This is a genomic window from Saccharopolyspora indica, assembly GCF_027853965.1.
GTDB classification, from domain to species: Bacteria; Actinomycetota; Actinomycetes; order Mycobacteriales; family Pseudonocardiaceae; genus Saccharopolyspora; species Saccharopolyspora indica.
Genome location: NZ_JAQGLB010000007.1, coordinates 74,199 through 97,803, shown reverse-complemented (window position 1 = coordinate 97,803; position 23,605 = coordinate 74,199). Strand labels below are relative to the sequence as shown.

Annotated in this window: 23 protein-coding genes; 11 read left to right on the top strand and 12 right to left on the bottom strand. The window is 70.0% G+C overall.

Annotation, left to right across the window (positions count from 1 at the left end):
* The first annotated feature begins 36 nt into the window (after positions 1 to 36).
* Positions 37 to 597 (top strand): dienelactone hydrolase family protein, encoded by a 561-nt coding sequence (locus OU416_RS17450; protein ID WP_270928043.1) that lies wholly within the window; start codon positions 37 to 39, stop codon positions 595 to 597.
* Here the strand turns inward: OU416_RS17450 and OU416_RS17445 are convergent, their stop codons facing one another.
* The gene (locus OU416_RS17445) at positions 598 to 1,689 is read right to left on the bottom strand and encodes a winged helix DNA-binding domain-containing protein (RefSeq protein ID WP_270928042.1); all 1,092 of its coding nucleotides are present in this window, start codon (positions 1,687 to 1,689) and stop codon (positions 598 to 600) included.
* 17 nt (positions 1,690 to 1,706) lie between these two features.
* A complete protein-coding gene (locus tag OU416_RS17440; protein WP_270928041.1) occupies positions 1,707 to 2,261 on the bottom strand; it encodes a DinB family protein in 555 nt (184 codons plus the stop codon).
* Between the two features lie 62 nt (positions 2,262 to 2,323).
* Between OU416_RS17440 and OU416_RS17435 the strand changes: the two genes are divergently transcribed.
* Positions 2,324 to 3,265, top strand: a complete 942-nt coding sequence (locus OU416_RS17435; RefSeq protein WP_270928040.1) for a helix-turn-helix transcriptional regulator — start codon at positions 2,324 to 2,326, stop codon at positions 3,263 to 3,265.
* A gap of 346 nt (positions 3,266 to 3,611) precedes the next feature.
* On the top strand, positions 3,612 to 5,066 hold the full coding sequence (locus OU416_RS17430; protein WP_270928039.1) for an amidase: 1,455 nt from the start codon (positions 3,612 to 3,614) through the stop codon (positions 5,064 to 5,066).
* A 145-nt stretch (positions 5,067 to 5,211) separates the two neighbouring features.
* Here the strand turns inward: OU416_RS17430 and OU416_RS17425 are convergent, their stop codons facing one another.
* Entirely contained in the window at positions 5,212 to 5,853 is a 642-nt protein-coding gene (locus tag OU416_RS17425; protein WP_270928038.1) for a permease prefix domain 1-containing protein, read from the bottom strand.
* On the bottom strand, positions 5,850 to 6,179 hold the full coding sequence (locus OU416_RS17420) for a helix-turn-helix transcriptional regulator (RefSeq protein ID WP_270928037.1): 330 nt from the start codon (positions 6,177 to 6,179) through the stop codon (positions 5,850 to 5,852). The genes OU416_RS17425 and OU416_RS17420 overlap by 4 nt, the downstream gene beginning before the upstream one ends.
* 75 nt (positions 6,180 to 6,254) lie before the next feature.
* Here OU416_RS17420 and OU416_RS17415 point away from each other — a divergent pair, with 75 nt between their 5' ends.
* Together OU416_RS17415 and OU416_RS17410 are read left to right on the top strand one after the other, a co-directional pair.
* A complete protein-coding gene (locus OU416_RS17415) occupies positions 6,255 to 6,701 on the top strand; it encodes a hypothetical protein (RefSeq protein ID WP_270928036.1) in 447 nt (148 codons plus the stop codon).
* Positions 6,702 to 6,941, top strand: a complete 240-nt coding sequence (locus OU416_RS17410; RefSeq protein WP_270928035.1) for a DUF3817 domain-containing protein — start codon at positions 6,702 to 6,704, stop codon at positions 6,939 to 6,941.
* Between the two features lie 92 nt (positions 6,942 to 7,033).
* Here the strand turns inward: OU416_RS17410 and OU416_RS17405 are convergent, their stop codons facing one another.
* Together OU416_RS17405 and OU416_RS17400 are read right to left on the bottom strand one after the other, a co-directional pair.
* Positions 7,034 to 7,654, bottom strand: a complete 621-nt coding sequence (locus OU416_RS17405; protein WP_270928034.1) for a nitroreductase family protein — start codon at positions 7,652 to 7,654, stop codon at positions 7,034 to 7,036.
* A 65-nt stretch (positions 7,655 to 7,719) separates the two neighbouring features.
* Complete coding sequence (locus tag OU416_RS17400) at positions 7,720 to 8,808, bottom strand: glycosyltransferase family protein (RefSeq protein WP_270928033.1); 1,089 nt, start codon at positions 8,806 to 8,808, stop codon at positions 7,720 to 7,722.
* 425 nt (positions 8,809 to 9,233) lie between these two features.
* Between OU416_RS17400 and OU416_RS17395 the strand changes: the two genes are divergently transcribed.
* From OU416_RS17395 to OU416_RS17375, 5 genes are all read left to right on the top strand, one after another.
* On the top strand, positions 9,234 to 10,499 hold the full coding sequence (locus OU416_RS17395) for an aspartate kinase (RefSeq protein WP_270928032.1): 1,266 nt from the start codon (positions 9,234 to 9,236) through the stop codon (positions 10,497 to 10,499).
* Entirely contained in the window at positions 10,499 to 11,551 is a 1,053-nt protein-coding gene (locus OU416_RS17390; RefSeq protein ID WP_270928031.1) for an aspartate-semialdehyde dehydrogenase, read from the top strand. The genes OU416_RS17395 and OU416_RS17390 overlap by 1 nt, the downstream gene beginning before the upstream one ends.
* A 147-nt stretch (positions 11,552 to 11,698) precedes the next feature.
* Entirely contained in the window at positions 11,699 to 12,277 is a 579-nt protein-coding gene (locus OU416_RS17385; protein ID WP_270928030.1) for a Uma2 family endonuclease, read from the top strand.
* 38 nt (positions 12,278 to 12,315) lie between these two features.
* Complete coding sequence (locus OU416_RS17380) at positions 12,316 to 13,791, top strand: gluconokinase (protein WP_270928029.1); 1,476 nt, start codon at positions 12,316 to 12,318, stop codon at positions 13,789 to 13,791.
* A gap of 99 nt (positions 13,792 to 13,890) precedes the next feature.
* The gene (locus OU416_RS17375; protein ID WP_270928028.1) at positions 13,891 to 15,336 is read left to right on the top strand and encodes a catalase; all 1,446 of its coding nucleotides are present in this window, start codon (positions 13,891 to 13,893) and stop codon (positions 15,334 to 15,336) included.
* A 147-nt stretch (positions 15,337 to 15,483) separates the two neighbouring features.
* On the opposite strand, the gene OU416_RS17370 is transcribed toward OU416_RS17375, so the two are convergent.
* Together OU416_RS17370 and OU416_RS17365 are read right to left on the bottom strand one after the other, a co-directional pair.
* Positions 15,484 to 16,365 carry a CU044_5270 family protein gene (locus OU416_RS17370; RefSeq protein ID WP_270928027.1) on the bottom strand — a complete coding sequence of 294 codons (882 nt, stop codon included), beginning with the start codon at positions 16,363 to 16,365 and terminating at the stop codon, positions 15,484 to 15,486.
* On the bottom strand, positions 16,355 to 16,963 hold the full coding sequence (locus OU416_RS17365) for an RNA polymerase sigma factor (RefSeq protein WP_270928026.1): 609 nt from the start codon (positions 16,961 to 16,963) through the stop codon (positions 16,355 to 16,357). The genes OU416_RS17370 and OU416_RS17365 overlap by 11 nt, the downstream gene beginning before the upstream one ends.
* A gap of 398 nt (positions 16,964 to 17,361) precedes the next feature.
* Here OU416_RS17365 and OU416_RS17360 point away from each other — a divergent pair, with 398 nt between their 5' ends.
* On the top strand, positions 17,362 to 18,150 hold the full coding sequence (locus tag OU416_RS17360; RefSeq protein WP_270928025.1) for a DUF1963 domain-containing protein: 789 nt from the start codon (positions 17,362 to 17,364) through the stop codon (positions 18,148 to 18,150).
* A gap of 6 nt (positions 18,151 to 18,156) precedes the next feature.
* Here the strand turns inward: OU416_RS17360 and OU416_RS17355 are convergent, their stop codons facing one another.
* The 4 genes from OU416_RS17355 to OU416_RS17340 form a co-directional block, all read right to left on the bottom strand.
* On the bottom strand, positions 18,157 to 18,618 hold the full coding sequence (locus OU416_RS17355) for a GNAT family N-acetyltransferase (protein WP_270928024.1): 462 nt from the start codon (positions 18,616 to 18,618) through the stop codon (positions 18,157 to 18,159).
* A 50-nt stretch (positions 18,619 to 18,668) separates the two neighbouring features.
* Positions 18,669 to 20,372 (bottom strand): dynamin family protein, encoded by a 1,704-nt coding sequence (locus OU416_RS17350; protein ID WP_270928023.1) that lies wholly within the window; start codon positions 20,370 to 20,372, stop codon positions 18,669 to 18,671.
* Positions 20,369 to 22,180 (bottom strand): dynamin family protein, encoded by a 1,812-nt coding sequence (locus tag OU416_RS17345; RefSeq protein WP_270928022.1) that lies wholly within the window; start codon positions 22,178 to 22,180, stop codon positions 20,369 to 20,371. Before OU416_RS17345 ends, OU416_RS17350 begins: the two co-directional genes overlap by 4 nt.
* Before the next feature lie 153 nt (positions 22,181 to 22,333).
* Positions 22,334 to 23,581, bottom strand: a complete 1,248-nt coding sequence (locus tag OU416_RS17340; protein ID WP_270928021.1) for an IniB N-terminal domain-containing protein — start codon at positions 23,579 to 23,581, stop codon at positions 22,334 to 22,336.
* Positions 23,582 to 23,605: the final 24 nt, after the last annotated feature.

Sequence of the window (23,605 nt, the reverse complement as noted above, 5' to 3'; positions counted from 1 at the left end):
CCACCCCGGCAGCGCTCGGTGCGGCACGATGCTCAGGTGGCCCACATCGTGCTGTTCCATTCCGTCCTCGGTCTCCGCTCTGCCGAACGCCTCGCCGCAGATCGGCTGCGAAGCGCAGGTCACGAGGTCACCACACCTGACCTCTTCGCAGGTGAGACCACCTCCACCATCGACGCCGGATTCCAGCTGCTCGACCAGATCGGCTGGTCGACGCTCATGGACCGCGCGAGGAAGAGCCTCGCGGAGTTACCCGCCGAGACGGTGCTCTCCGGACTCTCCATGGGAACCCAGGTCGCCGCGGACCTCTGGCCAGAGCGCCCGGAAACAGCGGCCGTTCTCCTGCTCCACGCAGCCCCGGAACTCCCGACACCGGTCCGTCGCGGCATCAGGGTGCAGCTGCACGCCGCTGAGCAGGACGAGTTCGCACCGCGAGAACGCGTCGAAGCCCTCCAGCAGGACGCCGAGAAGTCCGGCGTCGAGCTGGAGGTCTTCCGCTACCCGGGCGCGGGCCACTTCTACACCGACCCCGAACTCCCCGATCACGACCCAGCGGCCGCCGAAGAGACCTGGCAACGAGTCCTGGCTTTCCTGGGCTGATCACGCGGCGATGGCGACGCGGTCGTTCTCGCCGTCGGAGAGGAAGGCCGCGAGTTCCCGGCCTTGTTCGGCGACTTCGGCGCGATCGGTTCGGGAAAGTGCGTGCAGCGGGCTGACCTGCACTGTTCCGTCGTCGACGGTCCAGGTCGCGGCGACCCGGCCGTCGACGAGGACGACGCGTTCTCCGGCGACCGACAGGCCGCGGTGTTCGTCGTCGATGATCCGGCTGCGGTCGTGGTAGCCGAGGATCGCGTTGTCGAACGCCGGCAGGAACCGTACCGGCGCGGGAACGTCGGGGTCAGGACGCGGTGCGTCGGGGAGATCCAGCAGCTCGCGGCCCCGCTCGTCGCGGAAGGAGACGAGCTCCCCTCGGACCGCGGCCACCGCGCGCGGCAATCCCGCCAAGCCGCACCAAGAACGCAGATCCGTCGAGGTCGCAGGCCCGAACGCCGCGAGGTAGCGCCGCACCAGCTCCTCGCCGACGGGATCCTCGCCGTTCAAGGATGGCGGGTCGATTTCGCGGCCCAGCCAGGAGGAGAGCAGCGCGTTGCGCGCTCCGCCCTTCTGCCGCCACAGCCCGCGCGGCGGCACCTGCACCACCGGGATGAGTGCGGCGAACAGCATCTCGCCCAACGCCCGCGTTCCCGCGTCCGGCCAGCGGTCGGCGACTGCGCGCGCGATCTCCGGCATCGTTCGCGGCTCGCCATCGGCCATGACCTCGAGGCCCGCAGCGGCGAGCTCCACCGGGTCGATCCCGGCCAGCTCGTCGCGGTAAACGCCGAGAACCCGTTGGCGCAGCATGGCATCGTGACGACTCCGCCAGGCCAGAGCGTCGTCGGCGGTGACGAGGTGCATGGTCCGCCGCATCAGGGCGAGCCGCACCACGCTCCGTTCGACCAGCAGCTCCGAGAGCGTCGCCGGATCGAACGCGCGCAGTCGCGACCAGAGTCCGACGAACGGTTCCTGCGGTTCCTGCGCTTGCAAGCCGCACAGGTGCGAAACCGCGTCGAGCGCCGTCGCATCGGAGCGGTCGAGCAGCAGCTGCCGGGCGAGCGTCGCGCGGTTGAGCGCGCGGGCGTCGAGGACTGTCATGCCGCGGTTTCTCCCGTTCAGAACGCCTTCTGGCCGTCGATCGTCTCGCGCAGGATGTCGGCGTGCCCGGCGTGCTGGGCGGTTTCGACGATGACGTGCAACAGCACCTGACGCACGCTCCACGCCGCACCGGGCTCGTGCCACGGCGCTTCCGGCAGCGGGTGCGATGTCGACAAGTCGATGTCGGCGATGATCTCCTCGCTGCGGGCGGCGACCTTCTCGTAGCGCTCGACGACCGAGGCCAGCGTGTCGCCGGGCAGCATCTTGAAGTTGTTCTGGTGGTCGATCATCCACTGCGGGAACTCGCGCGCGGTCCCGGCGGCGAAATCGGCCCAGGTCACGCCGTCGGGCAGGTCGTAGCGCATGGCGGAGGGGCCTTCGAGGGCGAAGCGCAGCCACATCTCCTCGATGGCCGCGACGTGCTTGATCAGGCCGCCCAGGCACAGCTCGCTGACCGTCGGCCGCTCGCCGAGCTGGTCGTCGCTGAGCCCGCGAACGGTGCTGGTCAGGGTGGATCGGGTGGTGGCGAGCATGGTCACCAGCGCGGTGCGCTCGGCGTCGAGGTTGTTCATGGCACGACCATTTCAGGTGAACAGGACAGGTTGTGTCCTCTTCTGCGGGCAGTATGGGAGACATGCCGAAAACCTCGGCGAGACTGCTCGCGTTGCTCTCGCTGCTCCAAGCCCGCCGGGACTGGCCGGGCGCGGTGCTGGCCGAGCGGCTCCAGGTCAGCCAGCGCACCGTGCGCCGCGACGTCGACCGCCTGCGCGAACTCGGCTATCCCATCGCGGCCGTCAAGGGCCCCGACGGCGGCTACCGGCTCGAACCCGGTGCCGAACTGCCGCCGCTGCTGTTCGACGACGAGCAGGCCGTGGCGCTCGCCATCGCGCTCCAGATCGCCACCACCAGCGGAGCCGGTATCGACGAAGCCGCCGTGCGCGCGCTGAACACCGTCCGGCAGGTCATGCCCGCGCGCCTGCGCAGCCGCGTCGACGCGCTCCAGGTCACCACCGTCCCGAACTCGGCCCCGCAGGCCAGCAGCAACGTCCTGCTCGCGCTCGGCGCAGCCGTCCGCGCCTGCGAGATCCTCCGCTTCGACTACGCATCCGGGGATCCGCGCCGGGTGGAACCGCACCACCTCGTCACCTGGGCCAGGCGCTGGTACCTCGTCGCCTGGGACCTCGACCGCGGCGACTGGCGCACCTTCCGCGCGGACCGGATCACCCCGCGCATCCCGACCGGCCCGCGCTTCACGCCCCGCGAAGTGCCCGGCGGCGACGTCGCGGCCTTCGTCATCAACCGCTTCAGAGGAGCCGACGCCACCGGAGCCTGGCCCTGCCGCGGCGAAGTGATCCTCGACCTCCCGGCGGCCGCCGTCTCCCGCTACACCCGCGACGGAGTGGTGGAGGAGCTCGGCCCGAACCGCTGCCGCGTCGTCCTCGGCTCCTGGTCCTGGCCCGGCCTGGCGGCAGCCATCACCAGGTTCGACGCGGACGTCGAGGTGATCGGCCCACCAGAGCTCAGAGAAGCCTTCGCCGACCTGGCCCGCCGCTGCACCAAAGCCGCTCTGCCGTGAACGCGTTACGAGGCCTCGAACAGCACCGCGTTCTCGTACTCGGGGTCGAGGATCGCGACTACTTCGCTGGTGAAGAAGAAGTCGATGGCGTCGCCCTCGACGTCCGGGGTGATGTTGGTCGTCACGTGGACGTACCCGATGAGCGATCGGGAACGTCGACAAGCCTTGAGACGTCCATCCTGTTGCACGACGCGGCATTTCATGGCTGCGCGGTGGGTTCGGCCTGCTGTCGGTGCGGTGACCAGTGGTTAGCCGCCTTGGCGGCAGAACGAGGGCGGTGTTCGTCTTTCCCGTTGCGCGAAAAGGAATTTCGTGCCCCCTTCGGCAGGTCGATAGCTTCGGATTCATGGAGTGGAGCCTGAAATCTGCCGAAGAGCTCGTTGCCGCGTTGCGCGCCGGTGCGGTGACATCGGTGGAACTGACCGAAGAGGCGATCGCGCGCATCGAGCGCGACGACGAGGCGATCAACGCGATCTGCGTGCCGGACTTCGACCGCGCGCGGGACGCCGCGCACCGCGCCGACCAGGCACGCGCGCGTGGTGAGGACCGGCCGCTGCTCGGCATTCCGGTGACGGTCAAGGAGTCGTACAACATCGCCGGGCTGCCCACGACCTGGGGCATGCCACCGCACCGGAACTACGTGCCGACCGAAGACGCGGTGCAGGTGGCGCGGCTCAAGGACGCGGGTGCGGTGGTGCTCGGCAAGACCAACGTGCCCCTGGGGCTGCAAGACATCCAGAGCTTCAACGAGATCTACGGCACCACCAACAACCCGTGGGACCACGATCGCACGTCGGGCGGGTCCTCCGGCGGGTCGGCGGCGGCCCTGGCGTGCGGGTTCGGCGCGCTGTCCATCGGCTCCGACCTCGCCGGTTCGCTGCGCACCCCCGCGCACTTCTGCGGCATCTACGCGCACAAGCCGACGCTCGGACTGGTGGCAGCCCGCGGCGGGATGGTCGCGCCGTCCGAGCCGGCCTTGCCGGTCGACTCCGACCTCGCCGTCGTCGGTCCGATGGCGCGCACCGCCCGCGACCTCACGCTCCTGCTCGACGTCATGGCCGGACCGGACCCGCTGACGCTCGGCAAGGCCCACCACCTGGTGCTGCCGCCCGCCCGCCACGAGCGGCTCGACGACTTCCGGGTCCTGGTCCTGGACGAGCATCCGCTCCTTCCGACCTCCTCCGCCGTGCGTGCGGGCGTGGACCGGGTGGCCGCCGCGCTCGTCGACGGCGGTGCCCGCGTCGAACGGCACAGCCCGCTGCTGCCCGATCTGACCGAAGCCGCGACGATCTACATGCAGCTGCTGATCTCGGGATCCGTCGCGCGCTTCCCCGTCGATTCGCACGAGCAGCTGCGGATCCGCGCCGCCGGGCTGAGCGCGGACGACCAGAGCCTCGACGCCGTGCGGCAGCGCGCGATGGTGTTCAGCCACCGCGACTGGATCGAGGCGAACAACCGCCGCGAGCTCCACCGCCACGGCTGGCGGCAGCTGTTCGCCGAGTTCGACGCCGTGGTGTGCCCGATCACGCCGACTCCCGCGTTCCCGCACGACCACAACCCCGATCCGGGGGAACGGCGCATCGACATCGACGGCGTCGAGCACCACTACTTCGACCAGCTCGTCTGGGCCGGTCTGGCCACCATGCCCGGCCTGCCCGCCACCGCCGTACCAGCGGGCCGGTCCCCCGAGGGCCTGCCGGTCGGAGTGCAGCTCATCGGCCCGATGTTCGAGGACCGCACCCCGCTCCGGCTGGCCGAACTGCTCGAGCAGCAGACCGGCGGCTTCCAGCCATCGCAGTAGGGCGCAGCAGCACCGGCCTGGAGGTCCGCCGCACCCTTCATGCTCCGTTTCCGCTGGCCAGGTCCCGTGAGCGTTTTGTGGTGTTATAGCCCCACAAACCACTCACGGGCCACCACCAGCGGAAACGGAGTCGTCCGCAGAGCGATCAGGTGGGTTCTTCGGCCGGAAGCCGGGCGCATTCCCGGCAGGTGCGGGCCGATGCCGCCAGCACCACGTGCGATCCCACCGCGACCACCGCCGTGAGCGCGATCGACGGCCAGGTGCTGTCCAGCGGCGAGGTCGTGGCCAGCGCGAGCGCGGCGAACGGCATCGCCACGCTGGCCGTGCTGCTCGCCCAGCCGACCAAGGTCGGCAGGCCCTCCGGCGCCGGCATCCAGCGGGTCATGATCCCGGTCGCGGCGAGCGCGGTCGCCGCGAGCGTCGCCGCCGTCCCCGCGATGCCGATCATGATCTGCGCCGCTGCCGGGAGCTGCCAGCCGCCGACCGTCCAGACCACGTGGCCGCAGGCGATCAGGAACCCGACGACGATGACGAGCTTGGCCGCGGTGACCCGGGTCTGGGCGATGGTCAGCTCCTGCTGGCAGCTCGGCACGAGCTCGTCGACGGTGCCGAACTCGCGCAGCGCCCGCTCGACGGCCTGATCGTGCGGCACGCCGTGGTCGGAGTGGGCGGCGATGGTCTCGGCGAGGCCGTCGCGGATCTCGTCGATCATCCGGGCCTTGGCCCGAGCCGGTCCGCGCAGCGCTGCTGACAGGTCGGCGACGTAGTGCTCGACGGGATCGCTCATGTGGCGCGCCCGGGGTTGAGCACCGAACCGATCGCGCTGGTGAACTCGTCCCACGCGCTGCGCTCGGTGTCCAGTCCGCGGCGACCGGAGTCGGTGAGCTCGTAGCAGCGCCGCCGTCTCTCGCCGATGGACTGCCAGGTGCTGCGCAGGAACCCGAGGCGCTCCAGCCGGTTCAGCGCCGGGTAGATCGTGCCCGTGCGCAGCGCCAGCGCACCGCCGCTGCGGCGCTGCACAGCGGTGATGATCGCGTAGCCGTGCAGCGGGCCGGATTCGAGCACCGCGAGCAGCAGCCCGTCCAGATGCCCTCGCACCGCATCAGCCCTCATGAGTCGAGAGCCTACACATCGAGCATTGGCTGCGTATATGTTGGCAGGCAACATATGGATCCGAGAGGGGCCAACGTGACCAAGCTGCTGCTGTCGATACACGTGATCGCGGCGATCCTGGCGGTCGGGCCGATCGCCGTCGCCGCCTCGATGTTCCCCAACTTCGCCCGGCAAGCCGCCGATGACCAGGAGCGTTCCGCCGCGATCGCCGAGGTGCTGCACCGCATCTGCCGCGTCTACGCGGTGTTCGGGATCGCCGTCCCGGTCTTCGGCGTCGCCACCGGCGCCCAGCTCGGCGTGCTGACCGACGCCTGGCTGCTCGTGTCGATCGTGCTCACCGCCATCGCCGCGGCCGTCCTCGCGCTGGCGATCCTGCCCGCGCAGCGCCGACTGCTCGACAAGCCGCGCGAGATGCTCGGCACGGTGAGCCGGCTGGCGATGGTCACCGGCATCTTCAACGTGCTCTGGGCGATCGTCACCGTCCTGATGATCGTCCGCCCCGGCTCGACCACGGGAGCATGAGTGCGCATCCTCCGGATCGCCGCGGCAGCCGAGGCCGCCTCTCTCGCACTCCTGCTGATCAACCTGTTCACGGTGCACATCGGCGGGGTGTCGTCGCTGGTCGGCCCACTGCACGGGATGGCCTACCTGGTCACCATCGCGGCCACGTTCCTGATCCCGGCACCGCCCGCAGCCCGCTGGCTCGCGCTCATCCCCGGCATCGGCGGCCTGCTCGCCCTGCGCCGCCTGGGCCACCGCTAGCGCTTGGGTCCGCGCTGGTCAAAAGCCGTGAGCGTTTTGTGGTGCTATAACCCCACAAAGCACTCACGGCCCACCACCTGCAGAAACGGCGGTCAGAACCGCGGCTGTCCCCAGTCGGTGAAGACCAGCTCCGCCAGGGGCTTGCGGATGCGCGGGCGGAGCTCCTTCTCCTGCAGCCGCTCGGGCATGCCCGCCAACGTCCCCAGGCCGCCTACTGCGACGGCCACGACCGGCTCGAACTCGGCCGGGACGCCGAACTCCGCGCGCACCGCGTCCCGGTCGAACCCGGCCATCTGGTGTCCGTGGAGGCCCTCGGCGACGGCCTGCAGCACCAGGTTCTGCGTCGCCAGCGCCACCCCGTACTCGCCGTAGGGCAGCGGCTCGCCGTCCCCGTCGATCAGCTGCGCCACGCCGATCGCCAGCGCGGCGGCGTTGCTGGTCCAGCCCTTGTTCCCGCGCGACAGCGTGCCGTGGATGCGGTCGAAGACCGGCTCGCCGCGCCGCGCCGCGATGTAGCGCGCGGGCTGGGTGTTGCCCCACGACGGCGCCCACCGGGCCGCCTCGAACAGCGCGGTGAACTGCTCGTCGCTCAACGTCGTCGACGGGTCCATCGCGCGCGGGCTCCAGCGCTCCGCCAGCAGCGGGTGCACCGGCACGGACGTCTCCGCCGGCTTGCTCGCCGGAACCTCGACCGTGTAGTCCTCAGCGGTCACGGGACACCTCCCAGGTCGTCGCCCCGCGAGTCTGTCGACCGAGCCCGCCGCTGTCCACCGCAGGCTCAGATCGCGTACTGCCAGGCCGTCAGCGAGTAGGCGCCGAACCACGAGCCGAAGAACACCAGCAGCACCGCGGTCGTCACCGCCGTGGTCGTCCGGCGCCGCGCCAACCCGATCGCCACCGGGATGAGCAGCGGGAACGCCGGCAGCATCAGGCGCACCTTCGAGTACATCAAGCCGTCCGAGCCCAGGTCCAGCACCAGCACCGCGGCGGCGAACAGCAGCAGCGGCCACGGCATCCGCTGCCGCAGGCAGAGCACCATCAGCACCAGCGCGGCCAGCACGACCCACGTCGTGAACGTCTCGAAGACCGACTTCTCCGTGGTCAGCGACTCCAGCAGGAACTGCGCGGTGGCGACACCGCCGTCGAACTGCGACGACCAGCCGCGCTGCTGGAGCGCGAAGTAGCCGGTCAGGTTGCCGGTCTGGACCCCCACCCAGCCGATGTAGAGCAGCATCCCGCTCGGCGCCAGCAGCATCGCCAGCCACGGCCGCCAGGTGTCCTTCCGCTGCACGATGGCGATCAGCGCGGCGAGCCCGATCACGCCGATCAGCGCCGCGGCGGTCGGCCGCACCAGGCCTGCCGCCGCGCAGCACAGCCCGGCCAGCAGCCAGTTCCGCTCGATGACCCCGATCAGCGCCCAGATCGCCAGCGCGCAGAACAGCGCCTCCGAGTAGGCCATCGACAGCACCACCGACATCGGTGCCGCCGCGAACAGCACCACCAGCAGCAGCCCGACGCCCTCGGAACCGCCGATCCGGCGGCCCAGCCGCGCCAGCCCGTAGGCCGCGGCCACCCCGCAGGCCAGGCTCGCGGTGATCGCGCCACCGGTCGCGCTGACCCCCGGGATCAGCGAGAACGCCATGATCAGCAGCGGGTAGCCGGGGAAGAAGGCCAGCGGCGTCTCCGGGTACCGGTTGCCGAAGCCGTCCACCATGCTCGGATCCACGCCGCCGTAGCCGTGCTGGGCGATCTCCAGGTACCACTGCCCGTCCCAGGCGCGCAGGTTGTCCAGGATCGCTTCGTCGTTGGCCGCGGACAGCCAGGCGAGCACCAGCAGGCCGACCAGACGGATTGCGAGGTAAACCACAGCAGGCGCGACGGCGACGATCAGCCGACGCCGTTGCGGCGAGCCGTCCAGCAGCCGGTCCAGCGCCGTGGATCCGGAGTGTTTCCGCTGGGTAGCAGGGCTGTTTCCGAGACTTCCCGTGGGTGGCTCGATCGCACCTGGAGTGGTGGGCAACCCCGTCCTCCGCGCTTGTCGACAATCGAGCCTCTCAGGGTAGTGGCGACCGCTGGGGCTGGGGTCGGGCGGTGTCGGTTCGGTAGGCTAGTCCGGCAGCGGAGCGACCTGGTAGAAGGCCGTTTCGGCCGGTAGCGGCCGACGCTGTCGACTGCTCGGTCGCTGGGGCAACCTGCGCGCCCGCGGTGCGTTGGCGCTCTTCGTCCACCGGTGTCAGTGCGGGGACAACCCGTGCCCGGGGCGACCGCAGCGGTCGAGGAGGTTTGTTTCACGTGGCGCTCGTCGTCCAGAAGTACGGCGGATCCTCGCTTGAGAGTGCCGATCGCATCAAACGGGTCGCCGAACGCATCGTCGAGACCCGCAAGGCGGGCAACGACGTCGTGGTCGTGTGCTCGGCGATGGGAGACACCACTGACGAGCTGCTCGACCTCGCCAAACAGGTCAACCCAGCTCCACCGGAGCGCGAACTCGACATGCTGCTGACCGCCGGGGAGCGAATCTCCAACGCGCTGGTCGCGATGGCCATCGAGTCGCTCGGTGCGGAAGCCCGCTCGTTCTCCGGGTCGCAGGCCGGGGTGATCACCACCTCGGCGCACCAGAACGCCCGGATCATCGACGTCACCCCGGGGCGCGTGCAGGAAGCGCTGGAGGAGGGCCAGGTCGTGCTGGTCGCCGGCTTCCAGGGTGTGGCGCAGGACACCAAGGACATCACGACGCTCGGCCGGGGCGGCTCGGACACCACCGCGGTCGCGGTGGCCGCGGCCATGAACGCCGACGTGTGCGAGATCTACACCGACGTCGACGGCATCTACACCGCCGACCCGCGCATCGTGCCCAACGCCAAGCACCTCGAGCACATCACCTACGAGGAGATGCTGGAGATGGCGGCCACCGGCGCGAAGGTGCTGCACCTGCGCGCGGTGGAGTACGCGCGCCGCTACGGCGTCCCGCTGCACGTCCGCTCGTCCTACTCGCCCAAGCCCGGTACGACCGTGTCCGGCTCAGTGGAGGATCTTTCCGTGGAACAGGCCATGATCACCGGCGTCTCGCACGACCGGTCCGAGGCGAAGGTCACCGTGCGCGGTGTGCCCGACAACCCCGGCGTCGCGGGCCGCATCTTCCGCGTGGTCGCCGACGCCGAGATCGACATCGACATGGTGCTGCAGAACGTCTCCAGCACCGACTCGGGTCTCACCGACATCACCTTCACCGTGGCCCGCAGCAACGGTGCGGTGGCGGTCGCCGAGCTGGAGAAGATCCAGGAGGAGGTCGGCTTCTACAAGGTCGTCTACGACGACGAGGTCGGCAAGGTCTCGCTGGTCGGCGCCGGGATGCGGTCGCACCCGGGCGTCACCGCGACGTTCTGCGAGGCGCTGTCCAACGCCGGGGTGAACATCGACATCATCAACACCTCGGAGATCCGCATCTCGGTGCTGATCCAGGACACCCAGCTCGACGACGCCGTGCGCGCGCTGCACGACGCGTTCGAGCTCGGTGGCGATGAAGAGGCCGTTGTTTACGCGGGGAGTGGTCGCTGATGGCACCGACGCTGGCAATCGTGGGTGCGACCGGCGCGGTCGGCACCGTGATGATCGACATCATCAACAACCGCGACTCCGTGCCGTGGGGCGAGATCCGGTTGATCGCCTCCGCGCGGTCGGCGGGCAAGAAGATCACCGTGCGCGGCCAGGAGCACACCGTGGTGGAGCTCGCGCCGGAGGCGTTCGACGGCGTGGACATCGCGCTGTTCGACGTGCCGGACGAGGTCTCCGCGCAGTGGGCGCCGGTGGCGGCCGAGCGCGGCGCGATCGCGGTGGACAACTCCGGTGCGTTCCGGATGGACCCCGAGGTGCCGCTGGTGGTGCCCGAGGTCAACGCGGAGCAGGCGAACGAGCGGCCCAAGGGCATCATCGCCAACCCGAACTGCACCACGCTGTCGATGATGGCGGCGCTGGGTGCGCTGCACCGCGAGTTCGGCCTGCGCGAGCTGGTCGTCTCCTCCTACCAGGCCGCTTCCGGTGCTGGTCAGGAAGGCATCGACCGGCTGCAGGCGGAGATCGCCGCGGTCGCGGGCAAGGGCGTCGGGGAGCGCGCCGGTGACGTGGCCGAGGCGCTGGCCGCGGCCGGGCTGCCCGCGGAGACGCCGTTCAAGGCTCCGCTGGCGCTGAACGTGGTGCCGTGGGCCGGTTCGCGCAAGGACGACGGCTGGACCTCCGAGGAGCTCAAGGTCCGCAACGAGTCCCGCAAGATCCTGGGCATCCCGGACCTGAAGGTCTCCGCGACCTGCGTCCGGGTGCCGGTGGTGACCACGCACTCGCTGGCGGTGCACGCCACCTTCGAGCGCGAGGTGACCGTGGAGCAGGCGCACCGGCTGTTCGAGGCGCAGCCGACGATCGTCCTGCAGGACGACCACGACAACGGCGTGTTCCCGACCCCGGCCGGCGTGGTCGGCGAGGACCCGACCTACGTGGGCCGCGTCCGCCAGGCGCTGGACTTCCCGAACACGCTGGACTTCTTCGTCTGCGGTGACAACCTCCGCAAGGGCGCGGCGCTCAACACCTACGAGATCGCCGAAACCCTCGCGAAGTAAGCCCCCGGCTCGACAGGGCGCCTTCCTCCCGGCTGCGGGAGGGAGGCGCCTTTTCGTTGCGGCGCAACGGATTCAAGATTCATTCGAACGTGTGTTCATCTCTAATTCTCCTTGAACCTCTCGCGAACCATTCGCCACAGTGGACCCATGAAACCCATTGCGTGGCCTGACCACCTGCTGACCCTGACCGAATTCGCGGCGCTCCCCGAAGACCGCTCGCGCTACTACGAACTGCAGGAAGGAGTGCTGACCGGCGCACCTCGGCCCGGTACGTGGCACCAACGTGTCGCGAACTCGATGGCCTTTGAACTGGAGGATGTGCTGCCTGGTGAATGGGAACCGATATGCGGAATGGAAGTCATCGTGGAGGAACGATGGCCGCCCACCGTTCGCGTGCCGGATGTGGCCATCGTGCCGACGAGGTTGATCGACCGGGACATGCAGATGCCGTCCGCGTCGGATCTCCTCGGCGTGGTCGAGGTGAGCGTGCCAGGTTCCAGAACGCTCGACACCGTGACGAAGTGCAGCGAGTACGCCACGGCGGGGATACCCCTCTACTGGCAGGTTGATCCGGAGCCATCGGTGACGCTCACCGACTACCGGCTCGCGGGTGACGTTTACCGCATCGGCTGGCGGGGTGGTGGTCGGTTCACGTCGACCGAGCTCGTGCGGATGTGCCTTGACCTGGAGTTGCTCGGGCATCGGCGGTCCGGGGGTGTGCCCTGAGCGAATCCGTTGCTGCGTTCGGCGGATAGGTTGGGGGCATGAGCCCTGCCCCGGTTGTCCTCGGCATCGATCTCGGCACCACGGCGACGAAGGTCGTCGCGGCTGGCACCGACGCTCGGGTGCTGCACCAGACCGAGCGCGGTTACCCGCTGCGGACCGACGAGTCCGGTGAGGCGACGCAGGACGCCGTGCAGGTGCGCGACGCCGCGATCGAGGCGCTGGCCGAGTGCGCGGCCTGGGCGAAGGAGCACGGGCACGAGGTGGCCGGGCTGTCGTTCAGCACCGCCATGCACACGCTGGTCGGACTGGACTCGTCCGGTGCTCCGGCCACACCGGCCTTCAACTGGGCGGACACCCGCGCGGCCGACGTCGCGGCGCGGATCCGGTCCGACCGCGACGCCGCCTCGGCGCTGCACCGTGCGACCGGCACGCCGGTCCACACGCAGTCGGTCATGGTGAAGCTGGCCTGGCTGACCGGGAGCCAGCCCGACCTCACCCACGACGTGGTGCGCTGGTGCGCGTTGAAGGACTTCGTGGTCGCGGACTTCGTCGGGGAGCTCGTCACCGAGTACTCGCTGAGCTCCGGGAGCGGGTTGCAGGGCATGTCGACGTTGCAGTGGCACGAACCGGCGCTGGAGGTCGCGGGCGTCCGCGCCGAGCAGCTGCCGGAGATCCACTCGCCGACGACGACCATGCCGCTGACCTCGCAGGTGGCCGACGCCGTCGGGCTGCCCGAGGGGTTGCCGGTCGTGCTCGGCGGTGGCGACGGTCCGCTGGCCAACCTCGGCGTCGGTGCGGTGCAGCCGGGCGTGGCCGCGCTCTCGCTGGGCACCAGCGGGGCGCTCCGCGTGACCCGGGACAAGCCCGGCGTCGACGAGCGCTGCCGGACGTTCAGCTACGCGCTGGCCGACGGGCTGTGGGTGATCGGCGGTGCCGTGAGCAACGGCGGGGTCGCCGCGCAGTGGGCATCTGAGGCGTTCGGCGTCGACGTGGCCGAGCTGCTCGACGAAGCGGCGGCCGTGCCGCCCGGTGCGGAGGGGCTGATCGCCCTGCCGTACCTGCTCGGCGAGCGGGCGCCGTGGTGGGAACCGGGCCTGACCGGCTCGTTCCTGGGGCTGCGGCGGTCGCACGGTCGCGCCGAGATGACCCGCGCGGTCGTCGAAGGCGTGGCGCAGCAGCTCGCGCTGGTGCTCGACGCGGTGCGCGACTCCGGTGCCGAGGTCCGCGCGGTGCGGGCCACCGGCGGTGGCTTCCGGAGCCGGGTCTGGGCGGACGCCATCGCGGCGGCGCTCGACATCGACCTGGACCTCGCGGAGGGCAGCGGCGGCTCCGGGCTCGGCGCGGTGCTGCTCGGGTGGCGGGCCCTGGGTGAGTTCGATTCACTGGAGCGCGCCGCCGAACTGGTCGTGCCGGAAGGACGGGCCACGCCCGACGCGGCGGCCGCGCGTTTGATGGCGCGTCGCCGAGCGGTGGTCGAGCGGATCTACGAAACCCTGCGCGACCTGCCGCTGTAGGACGGTTTCCGGACTCGTCCCGCGTGGTGGCGCGCTGCCCCGACTGCCGGTCCTCGGTAGGCCCGGAGGGCCTCAGCCACCACCACGAGGAGGACGATCGTGAGTTCGGCACGACCCACGACGACCAACGCAGGCATCCGGGTGGCCAGCGACGACCACTCGCTGACCGCCGGCCCGAACGGCCCGGTCCTGCTGCAGGACCACTACCTGATCGAGAAGAACGCGCAGTTCAACCGCGAGCGGGTGCCCGAGCGCGTGGTGCACGCCAAGGGCGGCGGGGCGTTCGGGTTCTTCGAGGTCACCGAGGACGTCAGCCAGTTCACCAGAGCCGCGGTGTTCCAGCCGCGGGCGAAGACCGAGACGCTGGTGCGGTTCTCCACGGTGGCCGGTGAGCTGGGCTCGCCGGACACCTGGCGGGACCCGCGCGGCACCGCGATGAAGTTCTACACCGACGAGGGCAACTACGACCTCGTCGGCAACAACACCCCGGTGTTCTTCATCCGCGACGCGATCAAGTTCCCGGACTTCATCCACTCGCAGAAGCGCCGCGCCGACAACCACCTGCGCGACAACGACATGCAGTGGGACTTCTGGAGCCGCTGCCCGGAATCAGCCCACCAGGTGACCTACCTGATGGGCGACCGCGGCATCCCGCGCACCTGGCGCAACATGAACATGTACGGCTCGCACACCTACTCGTGGATCAACGGGGCGGGCGAGAAGTTCTGGGTGAAGTACCACTTCAAGACCGACCAGGGGCACGACTTCCTGACCCAGGCCGAGGCGGACCGGATGGCCGGTGAGGACGCCGACCACCACATCCGCGACCTGTGGACCGCGATCAAGTCGGGCGAGCAGCCGAGCTGGACCTGCTACGTCCAGGTCATGCCGTTCGAGGACGCCGCGGACTACCGGTTCAACCCGTTCGACCTGACCAAGGTGTGGCCGCACGCCGACTACCCGCTGATCGAGGTCGGGCGGTTCGTGCTGAACCGCAACCCGGACAACTACTTCGCGCAGATCGAGCAGGCCGCGTTCGAACCGTCGAACATGGTGCCCGGTGTGGGCGCCTCGCCGGACAAGATGCTGCAGGGCAGGCTGTTCGCCTACCCGGACACGCACCGCTACCGGATCGGCACCAACTACAACGACCTGCCGGTCAACCGGCCGATCGCGCCGGTGAACAGCTACTCCAAGGACGGCGCGATGCGGTACAGCATCGGGCAGGACCCGGTGTACGTGCCCAACTCCTACGACGGCCCGCGCGCCGATCCGGCCTACGGCGTCGACGACTCGGCCACCGGGATCGAGCACGAGGTGATCCGCTCGGCGTACCGGCTGCACGCCGAGGACGACGACTTCGGCCAGCCGGGTGCGATGGTGCGCAACGTCTTCAACGACGAGGAGCGGGCGCGGTTCGTGGACAACGTGGCCGGTCACCTCTCGGGAGGCGTGACCAAGCCGGTCCTGGAGCGGGCGCTGGAGTACTGGCGCAGCGTCGACAAGGACACCGGCGACAAGATCGCCGCCAAGGTCCAGGGCTGACGGACCACGACCACGCGCGAAGGTCCTGGGAGCTCCCGACTCCCAGGACCTTCGGCCGTTCCCGCCAGTGCGGGAACCAGCTGCGAAGGGCCGGGGCGCCACGGCCTTCGCGTCTTCCGGAACCTCTTCCGGCGGGCGTCGGGCTGATCAGGGGCGGTGCCCGGGCTGGTCGGTGAACGCGACTTCCAGCTGGGCGTAGTTCTCCGTGCCGAGGAAGGCGTAGCTGGTGGGATCGAAGATCAGCAGCTGCGGGGTGCCGTCCGGGCTGGGGAAGGAGATGCCGATGCCGGACCGTCCACTCGGGTCCTTCGCGTCCGGGACCACCGTGATGCCGGGAATCTCGGCGGCGGCCTCGAAGAGCGCCGCGCGCGATTCCGGGCGCATGTACGACTCGGTGGCCAGGCGCCGGATGGACGAGACGACGTTGGGATCCTTGGCGTTCTCGGGATTCTTCAGGTATTCCAGCATCGCGTCCGCCTCGGTCGGCAGCCCCGGCCGGTAGCCGGCCTCCGGAGTGCAGTTCCCGGCTTCCTGGGGGGTGCCGATCGAATCCTGGTACGTCGAGCCCTGGCAGGCGGGCACTGTTCCGGGGTTCTCACCGCCCTGCACGTAGACGCCCTCGCGCGTTCCGTCGGCCGACAGCCAGGCTTCGCGAGGGCCGTCGGGGGTCTCGGACCGCAAGTAGACGAACTGGTCGGGCCGGGGTGCGGCGTCGGGGAGCTTCAGCGCCGCGTCAGCCGCGCTTCGCAGCACCTGCGCCGCCTCGGCGTTCGCGACCGGGGCCCCGCCGCCGACTTCGCCCGCCGGGGTGAGGACCAGCACGCCGGAGATCGCCGCGGCGAGGCCGACGGTCAGCCCGGTCGACCAGGCCCAACGTCGTCCCCGGCTCCGCATCGCGGGCGCTGAACCGGTGCGCTCCTCGGCTGCGGCGACGATCAGGCGGTTGCGCGCGGGCACGAGCTGGTTCCGGTCGGGGAGCGGGGCGGATCCGCTGAATTCCTTGATCAGCTTCATCTCGTCAACGTCCATTGCGAACGACCTCCTGGTGGTTCGGGGTGCTGCCCGCAGCGGTGAGCACGGCGCGGGTCTTCTTGCGGGCCCGGTTCAGGCGCGACCGCACGGTGCCGACCGGAATGCCCAGTGCGGCCGCGACTTCCTCGTAGGACAGGTCTTCCCAGGCGACGAGCAGCAGCACGTCGCGGTCCTTCTGGGACAGCTTCCCCAGCGCGGCGCCGAGCAGCGGCCCCATGGCCTGCGCGCTGACCTGCGCGGCGACCCGGTCCGCGTGGCCCAGCTCGTCCGGCACCGGGGCGATGGCGTTGCGGTACCGGTAGGTGCGCTCTTCCTGACGGCGGTGCTGGCCGACCACCTTCGTCGCGATCCCGTACAGCCACGGCCTGGCGTCTGCCCTGCCCAGGTCGTAGCGCTGCCGCTTGCGGAACGCGGTCAGGAACGTCTCGGCCACCAGGTCCTCGGCCACGTCCCCGCCGACGCGACGGGCGAGGTACCGGTGGATCAACGGCGCGTGCCGGTCGAATATCGCGGCGAAGCGGTCGGGATCCCGCACCGATCTCCCGATGATCGAAGCGTCGTCCTCTGATTCGCCGTCGATCGCTGGTGCACCCATGGCTGCCCTTCGCCGTCCGTCCTCGTACATCCTGTTCTCCGCACGAGAGCCGGATCGGGTTCACGGGAAGATTCGGGGGGACTGCTGGCAAGTGCTCTTGCGGCAAAACGGAGAGTTCGCCGGAATTCTCTGCTGGGATGTCGAAATGAGCGTTTTTCACCTTGGTGGTTCCGCAGCCGCGAGGCTGGAAGCCGAACGTCGGCGGGGTGTCGCATGCGCCGCCAGGCGCATAACCCACCTACGCAACCGGCACCGCCGCGGGTTCGCAGAGGTCGCCTGGCGAGGACAGCCCGTTCGCCGTGTATTGGGCATACATAAGAGCGGGATCCCGCAGCCAGGCGGGCGCTGAGGTTCCGCAACCCGCACCGCTACGCAAAACGAGGTTGGAAAGACGCTCAATGCACCGCGAACGCGAAGCCGCCCACATCAGGGAGACGTGCGTCGAACTGCTCGGGGAGCACCTGGGGGCGCAGCTGGCCGCGCTGGCCAGGCCGGGGTTCGAGCTCAGACCGGCCGACGAATCCCATCCGGCGGCAGGGCGCAGCAGGGCGGGCGGCCCGGCGCTGCTGGAACCGGGAACGCCGTGGCCGCACGATGCCGATGACGTCCCGCTCCTCCTGTTCGCGGTCCTCGACACGGCCGAGCTCGCGCCGTGGCTCCAGGACGAGCTGCCCGTTCGTCCTGGCCTGCTGAACTTCTTCGGCCTCGAGTGCTCCCACCGCTGCGAGGTCGTTCCCGCGGATCCGGAGCGCGCGGTCGAGGTCGAGCCGCCGGGTGTTTCGTTCGCGAGCGTCCCGCTGCACGCCGCACCGGGCCTGGCCCTGCCCGACGTGTGGTGGGGCGCGTCGCTGGAAGATCTCATCGAGGGCTTCGGGCTCGATCCGGGCCCCGACCTGACGAGCATCTGCGACCCGGAGGAGCAGGTGATCGACCTGTTCACCGAGGAGCACCTGGGCGACCGGTATCCGGGAGGTGGCCTCGACCAGGCCTTCGGCTGGCCGATCGCGGTGCAGCCGGGCGATCCGCTGCCGGACCGCCGGGGCGAGTACGCGCACCTCCTCCGGCTCTCCAGCAACATCGGCGGGTGGGAGTTCCCGGAAGGAGGTTCGCTGCACTTCCTCATCCCGAGGCAGGCGCTCCGCGAAGGTGACTTCTCCGAGGTGCTCGTCGCGTTCGACGACGGCTAGCGCGGGTCAGGCGCGTCGGGGCAGCGAGACGCCGAGGTAGACGGTGAGCGGGTCGTCCGCGTAGTAGCCGAACGCCTCGACCGCGGTGTACCCGGCCGATCGGTACAGGGCGAGCGCTGCCGGGTGGCGCTGGTTGGTCTCCAGCACCATTTCCGCAGCTCCGTCGGCCGCGGCCGCGTTCTCCAGCCAGCTGAGGATCGCCCGCGAGAAGCCCTTGCCGCGGTGCTCGTCGGGCACGTACATGCGCTTGAGCTCGGCGCGTCCGTCGTCGCGTCGGCGCCAGCCTCCCATGGCCACGGCGGTTCCGCGCTCGTACCCGACGCCGAAAACTCCGTTCGGCGGGCTGAACTGAGCGGCGTCGACGGGAGAGTCGTCCGGCTCGCCGTAGATCTGCGTGTACTCGCCTTGCAGGCGCGCGACGAGCGCGGTCACGTCGGGGTGGTCGTACGCACGCCGGACGATGTCCACCACAACTCCTCCCAGACCGCGAAAGACCCTGGATGTTCCACTGTGGACACCTAGGGGCGGGAATGCGCGCCAGGAGGATCTTGCGGGGGCTGGGGCGGGGCCTGGTGCGCTGCGCGCCGGCGGCGCGGCTGCTCCACCTGCTGGGGCTGCACCACCTGGTGGTGCCCAGATCGGTGCTGGCCCTCGGAGGAATGCGCAGAAGGGCTGCGCTGGTGCTGCGCAGGCTGCTGGTGCTGCCCAGTCTGGTGCTGCGCGGGCTGCTGAACGGGGTGCTGTTGCGAAGGGCGCGGCTGGGCCGGGCGTTGGGGCGCGTGGGCCTGGTTGACGACCAGGCGTTCGCAGCTGCGCAGAACGGTGCGCACCGCGTCGCGGTGGATTCGATCGTGCAACGGGTTCACCGACTGCTGCCGCCATCGGGCGAGCGCGGCGGCCGCCGCCTCGGCCAGCGCCGCGTCCTCGCTGCCCAGCCGTTCCTGCGGGCTGCTCCCGAACGCGCCGAGCAGCCGCTTCGCCTCGGCCTGGAGCGGCCGCGTGAAACGCACCTGGCCGGAATCCAGCGCCGACAGCAGCCGCAGCTCGTCCCACTCGTGCGCGTTGGCCAGCATCCGCTCGAACTCGCCCTGCAGCTGCTGCACGCCGGGGCGCGGGTTGGCGCGCAGCACCATGTCCACGGCCAACAGCGCAGATCGGGCTCGCAGCGCGTCCTGGCGTTCCACGAACTGCTGGTGCACGGTCTCGTGCAGCGAGTTCAGGCCGCTCTCGTCGAGCAGCGCCGCGCGCAGCTTCTTGGGTTCCGTGACTCCGCTGCGCAGCAACGTCAGCGCGCGGCCCAGGCCGAACTGCCCGAACCGCTCGAAGAGCCGCTGCCGGATGGGCCCGGGGATCGATTCGATCTTGCTGTTGACGAACCGGTCCGCCGACAGCAGCAGCGCTTCCAGGTCGTTCTGGGACAACCGGGCGAGGTTGACCAGCGCGGTGAACTCCTCGTCGGTCATCGTCGCCACCGCCTGCCCGAGGAGCCCGACCACCGGGATCAGGTGCTGGGCGAAGGAGCGCAGCGTCGGGTCGCCCCGGAACTTCTCGGCGATCCGCTCGGCGGCCTGCAACCCGTCCGGCCCGCCGCTGCCCGTCTCGTCGGCGCGGGAGAACGCGACGATGGTGCTGATCGGGACGCTGCGGGCGGTTTGCAGCTCGTTGACCGACTGGAGGAACTGCAGGTCGGTCTGCCGCGGGTAGCGCGTCAGGTACAGCACGGCGTCGGCTTCGGACAGGATCTGCGCCAGCGCCGATCGCCCGGTCTCCTGCACCGCCGCCGAAGCCACGCCCGGCGTTTCGATCAGCGTGATGGCCTGCAGTCCGGGCGTGGGCGATTCGATGACCAGCCGCGACACCTCGTCCGGCCGCCAGTGCTGCAGGTCGCGGATGGTTCCAGCGTCCAATGTGGACACCGGAACGTTCTGTACGGTGCCCTGCGGCGTGTGCACCAGGATCTTCGGCTCGGGGCCGTACTGGTAGAAGGTGCTGACCTGGGTGCGCTCCTCGGCGTCGGTCGGTGCGAGCTCGGCGCCGACCAGCGCGTTGATCAGCGTCGACTTGCCCGCCTTGACCCGGCCGCTGACCGCGATGCGCAGCGGCTGGTCGAGCCGTTCCAGCCGGCCGCGCAACCAGGTGGAGGTGCGCGGGTCGTCGCGGTAGAAGGTCATCGTGCGGATCAGCAGCGCGCGGGCGCGGTCGAGCAGGGCTTCGCCGGTCATGCCGCGGTGATCCGGTTCTGGGTGAGCACGGCGACCCGGCGGCGCAGCGAGGTGAGGTCTTCCATCTTCTGCCGGATCTCCCGGGCCCGCTGGTCGCGGTCCACCGCGCTGCGCTCGGCGGAGCGCTTGATCTCCTGGATGGCCCGGCTGATCTCCGACTGCGCGTCCTCGGTGATCTGCATGTAGTGCGTGTGCAGGCCGCGGTGCACGGTGCGGATGGTGGTCTTGGCCTCCCGGTTCACGTGGAAGATGACCTGCTCCACGTGGCGCTGGACGGCGCTCTTCACCTCGGTCTGGCGGCGCCGCAGCCGCGAGTCCTTCTCCTCGTCGAGGCTCTTGATGCCCAGCAGCACGCCCGCCGAGATCGACACCACGTTGAACAGCCCGCCCAGCGCGAAGGAGGTGATCATGCCGAACATCAGCACACCGCCGTAGGAGCCGCGCAGCCCGGTGAGGAACTGGTCGAACCGCTTGTACTCGCTGCGGCTCGGCAGCTTCGGCTCCGGCACCTCCTCCATCGGGGAGGGCGGGTGGATGCGGTCAAGCTCGGGGCTGTGCACGCTGTGCTCGGAGCGCATCTCCGCGGCGACCACCTCGGCCAGCTGCTCCTGCCGGGCCTCCAGCCACTCGAAGGTGTCGACGATCGCGTCGGTGAGCCGGTCGGTGAGCCATTCGCGGAACTCGTCCCAGACCTTCAGCGGGTCGGCGACCTCGAAGATCTCGTTGACCTCGTGCAGGATCGCCCAGGCGCGCTCGCGGAAGTCGAACTCGATGTCGGCGTAGAGCTCGGCGATGCCGTCGTTGAGCGCTTTCTGCCAGCGGTTGGAGACCCGGCGGAGGTCTTCGGCGCGGCGCTGCGCGGTTTCCAGCTCGACCAGGGTTTCCGCCGCGGTGCGCGGGTTCTGCGAGGCGAGTTCGGCCTTCAGCGCGTCGTTGACCTGGGTGAGGGCTTCGGAAACGTTGTGCGCGACCAGGCGCCGGGTGGATTGCTCGTGCTTTCCCGCCAGTTCGGTCTGCAGGAATTCCAGCAGCGGCGGAAAGCCCGATTCGGTGTTCAGCGCGGTGTTCTTGGCCTGCATCGCGCGCATCCGGATGCTGGCCGACACCGGGAAGATCTTGGCCGCGATACCGGCGTTCTCCAGGTGCTTGCGGTTGGTCTCCAGCACTTTCCGCCAGTGCGGCGTGCGGTCGATCTTCGGCAGCACCAGCGCGATGTTCGGGCACAGCGCGGTGGCCTGCTTGAGGAACGAGAGCTCGTTGGTGGTCAGCTCCTGGGTGGCGTCGGAGACCATCAGCAGGGCATCGGCTTCGGCGACCACGGTCAGCGTGGTGGCGGTCAGCGAGGAGGACACGCTGCCGACGCCGGGGGTGTCCATCAGCGCGAGCCCGTTCTGCAGCACGGCGCGCGGTATGCCCACTTCGCCCCTGGTGACCGGTCGGCCGAGCGCGAGGGCGCGGTCCAGGTGCTCGCGGACCCGCTCGACGGGCACCGGCATCCGGTCCAGCGCGGCCGGGCCCTGCCGGGGCTCGTGCTCGATGAGCAGCGCGGTCGGTTCGTCGGCGTAGCGCACGAGGGTCGGCACGACGGTGGTGACGTCGTCGCCGGAAGCGCACACCGGGGCGTTCACTATCGCGTTGACCAGCGCGCTCTTGCCCTGCTTCGATTCGCCGACGACCAGCACCAGCTGCGTCGGGTCGAGCACCCTGGTCCGGATTTGGCGCAGGCGGTTGTGCAGATCCGCGCGCTGCTGCTCGGCGCATTCCGCAGTCGCGCGATCGATCAGTTCCACCAACGCCGTCTCGATCACGGCGTCGATTGTGGCCTGACATCGCGGAGAGATAAACCCGAACGGCTGAACTCACACGGTTTCGATCGCCCGCTGTCGTCGAAATACTGCGGAAATGCGCGAAATGCCGGGATCCGCGTGCGGCGGATCCCGGCATTCAGTCGCTCACTGCGTTCAGAGCAGGCCGTCCAGGTCCAGCGGCAGGGCCGAGGTGGCGGTGTCGGCGACCTCGCCGACGACCGGCAGGCTGCCGACGGTCTCGGTGACGGTCTCGACCGGGGCGGCCGGAACCGCGGCGGTCACGTCGTCGACCGGCAGGATGCTGACGTCGCCGCTGGTGACGCCGCCCAGCACGTCGCCCACGACCGGGACCTCGCCCACGACGCCGCCGGCCACACCGGCCACGTCGCCGACGACCGGCAGGTCGCCCGCAACGCTGGTCACGTCACCGACGACGCCGGTCACGCTGGAGATGTCGCCGCTGGCGACGTTGTTCACGACGTCGCCCACGACCGGCACGTTGGTGACGGTGTTGCCGACGTTGGCGACCACGTCGCCGACGACCGGGGCGTTCGCGACGATCTCGGTCACGTCGCCGTTGGTGACGTTGCCCAGCACGTTGCCGACGTTGAGGTCGCCGACGACGTTCAGGGTGTCGCCGCTGATGGTGTTGCCGACCACGTTGGTCACGTCGCCGTAGACCAGGGAGCCCGCACCGGCGGTCAGGTCGACGCTGGTGTCGAAGACGTGGGTGGCGGTCGAGTTGACCTCGGTGACGGTGTTGCCGACCACGTTGGTGACGTCGCCGAGGTCGAGGCTGTCGCCGACCTGGCCGACGGTGTTGCCCACCACGGAGCCGATGATGTTGTCGTTGCCGACGCTGTTGTCGCTCAGCACGTGGTGGATGCTGATCAGGTTGTGCGAGTCGGTCTGCTCGATGTCGACGTCCACGTCGGTGTTGTTCGACGGAGCCGGGGCCGGAGCCGGCAGGGTGGCGTCGACGTCGCTGTCCTTGCCGAAGTCGTCGGACTGGGCGGGGGTGTTCTGCAGCATGCTCTGCTCTTCCTGATCTAGTGGATGTGCGGGATGCAGTTGGTTGAACGCGACGGCCTGGGAGCTCGCAGCGAACTTCTCGACGCTGCTCTGGAGTGAGCGCCCGTATTCCGTCACCACCTCGACCGGCGCGTAGTCGAGGACGAGCGACGATGCGTGCAGTACGTCCGTCGCGCTCATTCCCCCGAGTCCGGCCTGATCCAGCGTGGCTTGCGGATCGGTGTCGAAGGCCGACCGGGCGGCCGGGTCGCTGACGAGGCGCGTGAGGAACTCGTACAGCGTCGGCTCTTCCGGAAGGCCGGCGGAGTGCGTCCCGGGGTCTGGAGTGGAGGACTCGGCCCGACCGGTCGCGTGCTGAGGGTTCATCATCGTTGGGCCTCCCGATGTGCTCAG